An 11,981-nucleotide genomic window follows, 5' to 3' on the forward strand; every position below is an offset into this window, starting at 1 on the left:
TTAATACTCATTGCTACCAACCTGGTGCAAAGTTAATTCCGAAAGTTCCAAATTTAACATCCTTTCGTTGAAAAGGAACTGCGTAATAAGGTTCTATTACAAAATACCCGAACATATTGATTCGAAGAGATACACCAGCACTCATGGCGGGTACTCGTTCGTATATGTCTATTCGGCTATTAGGATTATTAGGATCCGTAATTGTTTCTAACAGATCTGGTTGGTTCTTAAATGCAATTTTATCACCTTCGCTCCATGCCAGTCCCATGTCAAAGAATATATTCAGATCAGAGAAAAGCATACTCGATTTTAACAAAGATAAGCGTTCCGGACCTGTAAATGGAATACGTGCTTCGAGGTTTAGAACGGCAATCCGGGTTCCTGTTAATTGATTGTAATTGAAATTGGTAGCTGCTCCGGTTCTGTCATTATAAAAGCTAGCTGACTCATAACCACGTATTAAATAAGGATATCCCAAGAATAATGGATATAGTTTATCATCGTCCTTACCTACACGCATATAAGTATATGCCCTTGCTGCAAGAGAAACATGTTTCATGCGGTGATACTTTCTTAAATCAGCAGTATATCCCCTGAAATTATAATCTCCGAAATACTGCTCAACGCCTAATCGGTAACGGTAACCATCTAAGGGAGCTGCTATTCCAAATACAGAATTATCACCTACAAACGCAGTGTTTACCTGTTGTATGGTAAAGGAATCAAAGCTACTATTATATGTGTTCTTTGCTTCCTCTGATGATAATTTATGACGATCGCCACCTATAAAGTATAAAGGGTAGCCATTGTCGTCTGCAGCGTAGTAATTCGTATAACGATCAATACGGTAGCTATAATGAGAAAATGCCGCTCCGGCTTCTACACGTGTAGTACGAGAAAAAGGATAGGCAACGAAACCCTCTACTTGTTCCTGAAAAGTTCTAATAATGTCGTAATTATCTAAGTAAGCTATACCCGTAGGTGAGGCTGCTGAATTTGGGTCGATAGAGTAAGAAACCAATCCTGAAATGAATGGAATATGAGAAACAGCCCCCCCCCAATTTAAACGACTGCTTTGATTAATATAAGCAACTTGACCACCGAAGTCATAAATCTCTCCATTGATTGATAAGCCGGTGAAAATTTGGTTACGTCCTAAGATGTCGGAAAATATCCCTTGAACACCACTGGCTAATCCTGAACCGTATCGGCTTCCTACAGATACGCCCATACCACTACTTGCTAGGTAATCTAACTTAAACTTAGGCGTATATGGAATTTGATTTATTAAAGAGGTGTCAATTCTCGAAAAATTATTAAAGTTTTTAAGGTTGGTATTGATAACATCTACACCGTATGTTTGAAAAGGAGGGATCATGGCTGCTGCAAAATCCACATCTTCGTTGTTTACTGGTTTTGCTTGAAACTCATTAGCCTTAGCATTATAAATAGTATATGTTTGAGACCGATAGTAAGAATATATGATATCATCATTTGCTGAAACGCTCAGTGCAGGTGAATACTCTGTAATACCGCTTATTCCAGTAAAATAATCTGTTAATTGTTCTGTTGTGTTAGTTGAAATTGTGTAACGATATAAGTTCCTGAAACCATCACGATTAGATAAGAAATATATCTGGCTGTCATCTCCGGAAAATTGAGGGTTTAAATTATTAGCTAGAGGAAATACACCTAAATCTCTTGTTTCATTGCTCATCAAATTCATAATGGATAGATTGAAACTGATGTCGGCTGTTTTGTCATCACGAGAAAAACTTCCACGATCCGTACTATAAACTAATAGTTTACCATTATGAGAAAACGAAGGATGGTATTCTGAATAAGCGTCGTTTGTTAATTGTTTTAAGGCTTTAGTTTGAAACGTGTATTGATATAGATCGCTTTGTCCCTCCTTTAGTCCTGAAAACACAACTGAATTTCCATCTGGCGCCCAGGTAATATTACTAAACTCTGAGACATCGCCCATTCCTTCTAAAAACAGGGTTTTCCCATTATCAACGTCTGTAATTAGTAATTTATTCTTTCCTCCCGAAAAGACACTGTATGCAAATTTTCGACTATCGGGAGAAAATGTTCCTGCAGATTCGATGTAGCTAAATTCATCTATATGGCTATTTGAAATTCGACTGGTTAATTTCCTGATAATTTTTCCAGTTTCTGCTTCTGCTAAATATAAATCAATACTTAGCAGATCTTTTTCGGAAAGGAAAGCAACGTATTTTCCGTCAGGAGAAATGGCTGGTGAGACGTTTGTGTTTCCTGCATTGTTTTTATCAATAATTATCTTTCCTATTGGTACTTGTGCGGTATCTTTTAATAGGGGTTTATATGTGTTTTCAATGGCTGTTTTCCAAAGATTCGAAAGTGTAGTCTCATTGTAGCCAAATACTTGTTGAATGGCCATTTGGTAGCCGTATTTTGCAGTAGCCTTAAATAGAGGTACAATGACCGTGTCGCCATAAGTTGATCCTATATAAGACCAAAACGCTTGACCATATCTGTATGGAAAATATTTATTGCTTTCTGTTAGATCTCTTAGAGAAGGAATATCCTTATTTAAATAAGCATCCCGCATCCACATAGCTGTAAAAGCATCCTTCTTTCCGATTGAAAGGTATTCGGCCATACCTTCTACCATCCATAGTGGAAGATTTCCAATATTTTCTAATTGAGTGGAGTCTCCTTCAATTAAGGAGTGATATTGAAAAGCATGCACCATTTCATGTCCCAGAACATGTCGGGTCTGACTGTTAATTTGCATGATCGGCATTACGACCCTGTTTTTAAAGCCTTCTGTAACACCTCCTGTTCCAACTCCTATGGTACCTTGTATCGCAGTTGTTTGTTGGAAATCAGGGTGGTTATTATAAATAATCAGCGGATTCTTATTGGTGAATGTATCACGGAAAATCTGTTGGTGCAATTCGTACCAAACTTCACTTTCTTTTGCTATATTCTTAATTAATGAATCGTTCTTTAAATAGTAATAAAGGTCGAAATGCGGAGTTTCATATACCTTGAAATCTAGCTTCTTATAACGCATCTTGTTTTGACCAAAGTATTGGGCATGCGCACTGAAAGTAAGGATAAGAAAGAGAAAACTTAAAGAAAATCGCACAAGGAGCAGGCGATCAAAATTTCTGGTATCCATATATTTCATAATTCACTGAATTTTTAGTCAATAGTTAAAGTTACTTAATTTTCTTACTCTAAGCCTTATTAAAATGAGGGTAACACTTGCTTTGATTCTTCTATTATTTTATCCATATCTATGTTGTCCAAAAATGGAATGGAATCAATCTCGATTGCAGTGGAATCAGTAGGATTGGATTGAACTGGTCTGGGAGTAGGGCAGTAATAAGTTTTTGTTATTTCTACGCCTGGCTCTGGAAATGGACCATATGTGTATCCACTATTCTCATCATGGTATAGTTTTTCCATGAACTTGCCGAAAATCGGTAACGCAGTGTGCGCACCTTCTCCTGTCGACGAGCTTTTGAAGTGAATGCTTCGCTCATCATTTCCCACCCAAACACCTGTCACAAGATCTTTTGTTAATCCCATATACCAGCCATCTACATAATCGGAGGATGTACCAGTTTTACCGGCAATCTGATTTCCTTTTTTCCATAAATCCCACTCCCACAACGCTTGTGAGGTTCCTCCTGGTTCTTCCATTGTGCCACGCAGCATATACATCATTAGCCAGGCATTTTCTTCACTTAATACACGTTTACTCTTTGATTTGAATTCAGCTATCACATTTCCATTCCTGTCTTTGATTGTTGAAACTAAAATAGGATCAACACTATTGCCTTTATTTAAGAAAGTAGAATATGCTTTTACCATTTCAAAAACACTTACATCATTAGGTCCTAAACTAACCGATGGGACTGCTTTTAGCGGACTTTTAATCCCCAAACGATGAGCAGTCTCAACTACCTTATCCCAACCCACCTTCTCTGTAATTTGCGCTGTTATTGAATTAACAGAACGTCCCATGGCCCATCTTAGCGACATGTTTTGATAAGTAAAATTCCAGTCTGCATTTTTAGGTTCCCATTCCATTTCCTTACCATCTTCGGTATAGCTGATTTTAACTGGTTTATCAATAAATATATCGCAAGGCGCCATTCCCTGCTCAATTGCGGTTAGGTAAGCAAATGGTTTAAAAGTAGAGCCTGCCTGCCTTTTTGCTTGATCTACGTGATCAAATTTGTAATATTTATGATTAATACCACCCACCCAAACTTTAATCTCTCCTGTAAAGGGATCCATAGACATCATACCTGTATTGAGCATTTTAGCATAATGCGCGATAGAGTCTAATGTGGAATAGTCCACTTTTTTCATTCCATTCCATGTGAAAACTTCCATCTCTTTTTTCCTGTTCAGATAATAATTAATACTATCTGAATTTCCTTTATATTTCTCTTTCAGGAAAGTGTAAAAAGGAGTTTTTGCTGCCAGGTTCTCTAAGAAGTTATCAATTATTTCGCCTCCAGAATCGCGCCATGGCAAATCATTCCCCCAAACATTATTGAATCTGTTTTGTAAGGTTTTCATTTGATTTGAAACGACTTCTTCCGCGTAAGTCTGCATTTTAGAGTCGATGGTTGTATAGATCTTTAATCCATCTTCATAGATGTTATAACCACTTTCTTTACTCCAATCGTTTAAGAAGCGTAATACCGCTGCTCGAATATAGGAATCTTCGCTAGAGTCCTCATTGGTTTCGTTTACGGATAAATTAATAGGCAAGTCCTGAAATTTAGCTAACTCTTCTTTTGTTATAAAATTGGCTTTTTCCATTTGAGATAAAACCACGTTTCTACGCTTCTTCGAGTTTTCCGGATTTCGAATTGGATTATATAAAGTAGTACCCTTTAACATTCCAATTAAAAGTGCCGACTGTGGTACATTTAATGAATCTGGTACAACATTGAAATAGTATTTTGCAGCAGTTTTGATTCCGTAATTATTGTTGCCAAAGGAAACCGTATTTAAATACATCGTTAGAATATCTTCTTTGCTGTATTTAGTTTCTAATTTATACGCTGTAATCCACTCTTTTACTTTAATGACTATTAATCTGACACCTGGAATTTTACCCAATAGGCCGGCAGACTTATCGTAGCGTGTTTGATAGAGGTTTTTTGCTAATTGTTGAGTTATTGTACTTGCACCTCTTCTATCACCTTGAACAGTTGAGAAAAGACTTGTGAAGACTGCTATAAAATCGACTCCATTATGTTTGAAAAATCGAATATCTTCTGTTGAAACCAATGTGTTTAGAAGAGCTTCGGAGATTTCATTATATTGAACCGGGTTGCGGTTCTCTTTAAAGTATTTGCCTAATAATTTGCCGTCGGCGGTATAAAGCTCTGATGCTATATTTAGATCGGGCATCAGAATGTCATTTTTGTTTGGTGAGTAACCAAAAAGGTTTAGAAAGTTTATTTCAATTGCGCATATGAGAATAATGAAGAAGTAGATAAATAGGACTATATAGCGCAGGGGTTTATTCTTGATTCTTCTAAACATATTCGTAAATATCGTAAATGTTTGCTTAAAAAGCTGCTTTGTATTTTAAATACCTATTAACAAGATTTGAAAAATCAGGAAGTTTTGGATCTTGTATTTTTGCAACGCTATGAATACTTATATTGTTTTTAAATACTTAAGTTTAAGTTCTGATAGTACAGAGAAATTAGTAGTTACCCGATTAACCAAAGATGATCTGATTGCAACTTCCATTCTACAGTTGTTGTTAAAGTTTTGACTTAGAATAGTTAGATCTTCGTCTTTAATTATCCTCATCACATTGTTCATTTGAAGGTAATCGAAATCAATTTCATAAATATCTTTTTGATACTTCTCAATAATTTCAGCATTGTTAATTGATTCTTGGGTGGCTGCTTTATAAGCGTTTATAAGTCCGGGTATACCTAAAAGCGTGCCTCCAAAATATCGAACCACGATAACCAGAATATTCGTCAGATCGTTTGATAACAAGGTGTTTAAAATAGGTCTTCCTGCTGAACCAGCTGGTTCATTGTCGTCGTTTATCCTGAAAACTGACCTGTCCATACCTAAACGATACGCATAGCAATGGTGGCGTGCCTTAGGATGTATACTTTTAAGTTCGCTTAAAATATCTTTTAATTTATTTTCATCTGTAAAAGGGTAGGAGTAGGCAATAAATTTGCTCCCTTTATCTCGAAAGGTGCCTTCAGAAATTTTATCAACTGTTTTATATTGATCTTCAAATAGATTCATTACCTGCAATTATAAGAATTGCTACGATAGCGAGCAAGATTCCTATCTTGTTTAAGATCGTTAGTTTCTCTTTAAAAAGAACCATTCCAACCAGTGCACCTACTCCAATAACTCCTACGTTCATTGCAGAAAAAACAATTGAAGGGTTTTCCGGAATAGCATTATGGGCTTTTAAGTAAAATAGAATATTTCCAAAATTAAATATTCCGAGACCAACACCCCAAGTGAACGCGGATAAACTAGGTTTCTCGAGCCGCTTGTAAATTCTAATACCGATATAAGCAGATGAAATAATAAGTGCAGTTAGAAATATAAAGAAAACTGACGATGTATATGGGACTTCTGTATGCTGCGCAACTTGTTTGAATAATATATCGATAATACCCATTCCAAGAAAAATAATTAATGGATATAACCATGTATTATTCTTAGAGTGCTTATCGGGTACCCATCGAATAGAAAAAAAGATTGCCAACAACCCAATAGCGATCCCAATTAATGAGCGCGGGGTAGGGGTTTCATTAAAAAGCAGGAATGCTGCAATTAATGGAATAAAGATAGAGACCCGTTGGGCCACTTCTGTCCTGACAATACCTGTATAACGGATTGAAGCAGCAATGGCTAAAAAAAGGGCAGGAAGTAAAAAACCTAAAACAAGATAAAGGCTGGTATTTCCTAAGTTAAACGATATAGCCTGTATATTAGGTTTATTAAATAAAATATTTAATAATAAAGCTGTAGGGTAATTCCAGGCAATTAGTTGGTTGGTTGGTATTGCATATCGTCTGGATAATTTCAGTATAACAGATACCAGGACGCTGCAAAAGATGCTTAAAAGTACAAAGATCATAAATGATAGTAAATTGAAAGAACATCATTCCCCAAGGCTATCTTTTCATCAGCAGATTGTTTAATAGTTGGTGCATAAAGACCTTGTCCCCATTTAGAATCTGATACGAATATCCGAGCTTCATCCCAGATCCCAGCTTCCAAAAATAGGTTAAGGGTTTTGGCGCCTCCTTCAATAATTACAGATTGTATATCGAATAAAAACAATTGATAGCAAATGCTTTCTGCCAAGTAGAAGTCGAAATTCTCTAATGCAATGTACTTTGTAGGCCCTTCAATTTTGGTTTCCCTTTCGTTGAGGATAATTGTTTCAATACTATTATCGAAAATATTTAAGTTCTTAGGTAATTCCAGATTCCGATCCAACACAACCCTTTTCGGATTTTTACCGGGCCATAATCTTGTATTTAGTTGAGGATTGTCAATTAAGGCGGTGTTTTTTCCAATAAGAATTGCATCTTCTTCTCCTCGCCAACGATGAACTAATTGCTTAGCCTGCTTACCGCTAATCCATTGTTGTTTTTGATTTTCCTGAGCAAAAAATCCATCAGCTGTTTCTGCCCATTTTAGAATAATATATGGTCTTTCTTTTTTTACACGAGTAAAAAAGCGGCGATTAAGATGTAAAGCCTCTTTTTCTAAAACACCTTCAACAATAGACACGCCTGCATCCTTTAAACGTTCTATTCCTCGTCCGTTTACTGCATTAAAAGGATCACGACATGCAATCACTGCATTTGGAATAGCGTGTTGTATAATTAAGTCTGCACAAGGTGGGGTTTTTCCTTTATGAGCACAGGGTTCTAAACTTACATATATAGTACTATTTTTTAATAGTGTGCATGCTTCTTCCGGATAGCTTTCTAAAACCTTATTAATTGCATTGACTTCTGCATGAGCTTTTCCATATTCTTGATGCCAGCCCTCGCCGATGATCTGATTATTGTGTACGATTACACATCCCACCATTGGATTTGGACTTACTTTTCCTGCTCCCAGCGCTGCTAAATCCAGGCAGCGTTTCATGTATAGTTCATGCTCTTGCATATTGCAAATATACTCCCTTTAGTTATTTTATGTAGATTTGATCAAATTAAATTATCAATATACTATTAGTCAGTTCTTGCAAATTAATGATCGAAATTAAACATTTGAAGCATCGATTTATAAGTCATTTAGAATCCAATTATGGAGTGGATGAGTCTGTTGAATTGTTTTGGATGAGTATGGAGCATATTCTACAAATTCCTCGTCTTCAACTAAAAATGAAGCAATCAATCGATTTGTCAGATGCTCAACAATCAATATTGAATTATATACTTAGTGAAATGCAAACTGGTAAACCAATCCAATATATTCTAGGGTATGCCTGGTTTTACAATCAGAAATTTGCAGTAAACGAATCCGTATTAATTCCTCGACCTGAAACTGAAGAATTAGTGTCACTGATATTAAATGAAAATTCAGGAAAGGATTTACGAGTTTTAGATATAGGTACCGGAAGTGGGTGTATTCCTATTTCACTAAAAAAGAATCTTCCAGAAAAGTCTAAAGTAATTGGAGTTGACATTTCTGAAGATGCATTAAACGTAGCCAGGTTAAATGCTGATAAATTAGCTTGTGTGGTAGATTTCTTTCAAATGGATATTCTCAAAGAAATTTCACTTTTAAATACGGAGGGAAAGTTTGATGTCATTGTAAGTAACCCACCATATATTACTCCCAAAGAGAAGCGTTTAATGCATAACAATGTATTGAAGTTTGAGCCACACATCGCTTTGTTTGTTGAAGAGAGCAATCCTCTTGTCTTTTATAATGCGATTGCTGATTTCGCAATAAAAAATCTTAATCAGAATGGAAGGCTTTATTTTGAAATCAACCAATTATATGGTAACCAAATACTCCTTATGTTAAAGGAAAAAGGGTTTCAAGAGATTCAAATGAAAAAAGACATCAGTAATCATGATCGTATGATATCAGCGATTTTAGCTTAATCATTATATTTTATACAATATTTAGCTCTCTATAACTTGTAATTATATAGGGTTAATTATAAGTATTTTAAGGTTTAAGCAATAAGTGTTCAGGATAGAGCAGGTTGCTGTTTATTTTTTAGACAATTATATTTATTTTGCAAGCATCAAAAACTTTAGTAGTTTTAGACCTGCAAACTAAATTGTGATTATTACAAACCAATTAAATCTATTATCAATGAACGAAAACATTAACAAAAGTGCTTTATTTAACGGAAGTTGTTTTGCACTAATTACAACCGCTTTTACATTTGCCATTAGGGCAGGTATTCTGCCTCAGTTGGGTGAGGAATTTAATTTAACAGCAGAACAACTTGGATTTATAAATTCAATGTGGTTCTTAGGATTCCCAATATCCATGGTTATAGGAGGGCTTGTTTACCACTCGGTTGGTCCAAAAAATATTATGAGAGTTGCATTAATTGCTCATACCATTGGTATTATCATGACCATTTACTCGGGAGGATATACAGGTTTGTTAATTTCTACGCTTTTCATTGGTTTTGGTAACGGATGTACAGAAGCAGCTTGTAATCCTATGATTGCAGATATGTATTCTGGTATGAAAATGAACAAGATGCTTAACAGGTTCCATATGTGGTTCCCTGGAGGAATCTTTGTTGGAAGTTTGATTTCTAAGTTCATGACCGATTTTGGTTTTACATGGCAAACTCAAATGTGGGTTCTTATGATTCCTACAGTTATTTATGCTGTTTTATTCTACGGAAAGACTTTCCCGAAACCAACTACAGAAGGAGTTACATCGCTTTCAGCAAACTTTAAATCAATGTTAACCCCTCTTTATATTTTCTTATTCTGCTGTATGGCTCTTACCGCGATTACAGAATTCGGTACTCAACAGTGGGTAGGTATTATAATGAGTAGTAGCGGCGCTAGTCCAATGTTAATTTTGGCATCGGTAACCGGATTGATGGCAGTTGGTCGATTCTTTGGTGGTCCTGTTGTTAAATTTTTCGGTCAGACTGGTGTATTATTAGTATCTGCAGTTTTTGCAGCAATTGGTATTTTCTTGTTTAGTACAGTTACAGGGCCAATGGTATATGTTGCGGCAGTGCTTTTTGCAATAGGAGTTTGTTACTTCTGGCCAACTATGATTGGTGCAGTTGCACAACGAGTACCTTTAAGTGGTGCCTTAGGAATGTCGATTGTTGGTGGCGTAGGTATGCTTTCTACTTCTATTTTTCAACCAATAATTGGTAGATGGATTGATATCTCTACATCTGAACATGCTGCTGCGGGTTTAACTGGTTCACAATTGGAGTTGGCAGCAGGACAGGATACTCTATCAAAAATATTAACCTTCCCGTTGATACTGATTGTTTTGTTTATCATTTTCTTCTTTTGGCAAAAAAAGTCTAAAGCTGTAGATAATAGTCCTGAAGTGCAACCTATGGTGTAGTATAGAAACTTTATAATAATAATTATATAAAAGCAGAAAGGCTGTTTCATTGACGAAACAGCCTTTCTGCTTTTATAATGAATGATTTTAATGATTAATTATAGAGAGATAGAACCATTAGCTATATTTTTATCTCTGAACTCTAAGTAGTTAAATATATATTTGAATTTAACTCTAAATATTTTTGGACAGTATAGCTAAGAATTCTATCTTTGCATCACTTTCAAGAAAAGGAAAGGAATTAATATCGGATTCCGTAGCTCAGCTGGTAGAGCAATACACTTTTAATGTATGGGTCCTGGGTTCGAATCCCAGCGGGATCACATCTTGGGACAAGTCTAAAAACGATAGACTTGTCCCATTTTTTTTGACTTGTAATTTACTGGTATTCTGATATATAAGCGTTATCCCGGAATTTATTCGTGCGGTTCGATGTCGTGTTCCGTCAAACACCAAGAAATCAGGGAACATCGAACCAACTTTGCTCGTTTTTCTTCAATATCGCCGTTCTCATACCTTCTATCAAGGTTTGCAACCTTTTTTAAGGCAGAAGCTACTAAATCCTTTATTTCACTGTTTATTATCGCCAAGTCATTTAGTCGCTGCTCCAATTTTTCAATCCTACCTTTGGTCAATTTCTTTACTTCTTGAAAATCGTCGTCCGCCATTTCTCCATCGGCATTCTTTAAAAGTGCGTTTTGGTAACGTTTGTTCAAAGCATCAATCTCACCTATGATATTTGTTCTTTCACTGTTTTGGGCTTTTGTTTGCTTATTGAAATCGCTTATAAACGCTTCAATAAAGATATCTACCATATCTGCCTTAAACCTTGTACCGCAGGAGGAGCTACAATGGTAGTAGTTATAATATGCGTTTCTCCCTTTTGAGGCACTACCTGAAAGCATCCTTTCGCACTTAGGGCATTTCAGAAAGCCTCTAAGCGGCAAATTTTCCATCGCCACTATCTTAGGCTTAATTACCCTTTTTCTTCATCAAGTATATCTTGAACATCGGCAAACGTCTTTTCACTGATTAGCGGTTGATGTTGCCCAGCTACAAAATGACCTTGCTCTTCTTTATACGGAGGAATGAAAATCTTACCGCAATACAATGGGTTTCGTAAGGCTACCCAAAAGTTGTTCTTGCTGAACCGACCTTTTCCATTAACTTTTTCTCGTACCGTTTTCCATATATCTACAATTTCTGTGGCTTTAACCTCTATTTTGATTAAATTCGCTAATAAAGTGCTCAGTTATTTATATAATGCCAAGTTTTATAATGTTAAATATTAATTATTAACCAATTAAAATAAGTGCAATTGCTATATGTTGCCAAAAAACATTCTAAAACTTTAGTAATAGCTGCTAAAATAGGTATAG

General features: G+C 35.8%; 9 protein-coding genes and 1 tRNA gene. 3 read left to right on the forward strand and 7 right to left on the reverse strand.

Annotated elements, in window-relative coordinates; genetic code table 11:
* Window positions 1-13: 13 nt before the first annotated feature.
* The 5 genes from VL047_RS04185 to ribD all read right to left on the reverse strand — a co-directional run bounded on the left by VL047_RS04185 (window position 14) and on the right by ribD (window position 8,196).
* Window positions 14-3,172, reverse strand: coding sequence for a basic secretory protein-like protein (locus tag VL047_RS04185; RefSeq protein ID WP_325358835.1), 3,159 nt, complete (start codon window positions 3,170-3,172; stop codon window positions 14-16).
* 68 nt (window positions 3,173-3,240) lie between these two features.
* Window positions 3,241-5,565: a transglycosylase domain-containing protein gene (locus tag VL047_RS04190; RefSeq protein WP_325358837.1), complete on the reverse strand. Its 2,325-nt coding sequence runs from the start codon at window positions 5,563-5,565 to the stop codon at window positions 3,241-3,243.
* Between the two features lie 117 nt (window positions 5,566-5,682).
* Window positions 5,683-6,300, reverse strand: coding sequence for a YigZ family protein (locus VL047_RS04195; protein ID WP_325358839.1), 618 nt, complete (start codon window positions 6,298-6,300; stop codon window positions 5,683-5,685).
* The gene (locus tag VL047_RS04200) at window positions 6,287-7,150 is read right to left on the reverse strand and encodes an EamA family transporter (RefSeq protein ID WP_325358841.1); all 864 of its coding nucleotides are present in this window, start codon (window positions 7,148-7,150) and stop codon (window positions 6,287-6,289) included. The genes VL047_RS04195 and VL047_RS04200 overlap by 14 nt, the downstream gene beginning before the upstream one ends.
* Window positions 7,147-8,196 (reverse strand): bifunctional diaminohydroxyphosphoribosylaminopyrimidine deaminase/5-amino-6-(5-phosphoribosylamino)uracil reductase RibD, encoded by a 1,050-nt coding sequence (gene ribD / locus VL047_RS04205; protein ID WP_325358843.1) that lies wholly within the window; start codon window positions 8,194-8,196, stop codon window positions 7,147-7,149. The genes VL047_RS04200 and ribD overlap by 4 nt, the downstream gene beginning before the upstream one ends.
* Window positions 8,197-8,282: 86 nt before the next feature.
* Here ribD and prmC point away from each other — a divergent pair, with 86 nt between their 5' ends.
* The 3 genes from prmC (at window position 8,283) to VL047_RS04220 (ending at window position 10,925) form a co-directional block, all read left to right on the forward strand.
* Window positions 8,283-9,143: a peptide chain release factor N(5)-glutamine methyltransferase gene (gene prmC, locus VL047_RS04210; RefSeq protein ID WP_325358845.1), complete on the forward strand. Its 861-nt coding sequence runs from the start codon at window positions 8,283-8,285 to the stop codon at window positions 9,141-9,143.
* Window positions 9,144-9,360: 217 nt separating this feature from the next.
* Window positions 9,361-10,602 (forward strand): MFS transporter, encoded by a 1,242-nt coding sequence (locus tag VL047_RS04215; protein WP_325358847.1) that lies wholly within the window; start codon window positions 9,361-9,363, stop codon window positions 10,600-10,602.
* Window positions 10,603-10,852: 250 nt separating this feature from the next.
* A tRNA-Lys gene (locus tag VL047_RS04220) sits at window positions 10,853-10,925 on the forward strand.
* A 93-nt stretch (window positions 10,926-11,018) separates the two neighbouring features.
* On the opposite strand, the gene VL047_RS04225 is transcribed toward VL047_RS04220, so the two are convergent.
* Together VL047_RS04225 and VL047_RS04230 are read right to left on the reverse strand one after the other, a co-directional pair.
* Window positions 11,019-11,558: a zinc ribbon domain-containing protein gene (locus VL047_RS04225; RefSeq protein ID WP_325358849.1), complete on the reverse strand. Its 540-nt coding sequence runs from the start codon at window positions 11,556-11,558 to the stop codon at window positions 11,019-11,021.
* A gap of 20 nt (window positions 11,559-11,578) precedes the next feature.
* A complete protein-coding gene (locus VL047_RS04230) occupies window positions 11,579-11,854 on the reverse strand; it encodes a recombinase family protein (RefSeq protein ID WP_325359538.1) in 276 nt (91 codons plus the stop codon).
* Between the last annotated feature and the right edge of the window lie 127 nt (window positions 11,855-11,981).

The organism is Albibacterium sp. (assembly GCF_035514885.1).
Lineage (GTDB): Bacteria > Bacteroidota > Bacteroidia > Sphingobacteriales > Sphingobacteriaceae > Albibacterium.

Excerpts from the sequence above, each read along its gene's own strand:
- VL047_RS04185 (WP_325358835.1), bottom strand. The coding sequence starts at position 3,172 with ATGGATACCAGAAATTTTGATCGCCTGCTCCTTGTGCGATTTTCTTTA.
- VL047_RS04190 (WP_325358837.1), bottom strand. The coding sequence starts at position 5,565 with ATGTTTAGAAGAATCAAGAATAAACCCCTGCGCTATATAGTCCTATTT.
- VL047_RS04195 (WP_325358839.1), bottom strand. The coding sequence starts at position 6,300 with ATGAATCTATTTGAAGATCAATATAAAACAGTTGATAAAATTTCTGAA.
- VL047_RS04200 (WP_325358841.1), bottom strand. The coding sequence starts at position 7,150 with ATGATCTTTGTACTTTTAAGCATCTTTTGCAGCGTCCTGGTATCTGTT.
- ribD (WP_325358843.1), bottom strand. The coding sequence starts at position 8,196 with ATGCAAGAGCATGAACTATACATGAAACGCTGCCTGGATTTAGCAGCG.
- prmC (WP_325358845.1), top strand. The coding sequence starts at position 8,283 with ATGATCGAAATTAAACATTTGAAGCATCGATTTATAAGTCATTTAGAA.
- VL047_RS04215 (WP_325358847.1), top strand. The coding sequence starts at position 9,361 with ATGAACGAAAACATTAACAAAAGTGCTTTATTTAACGGAAGTTGTTTT.
- VL047_RS04225 (WP_325358849.1), bottom strand. The coding sequence starts at position 11,558 with ATGGAAAATTTGCCGCTTAGAGGCTTTCTGAAATGCCCTAAGTGCGAA.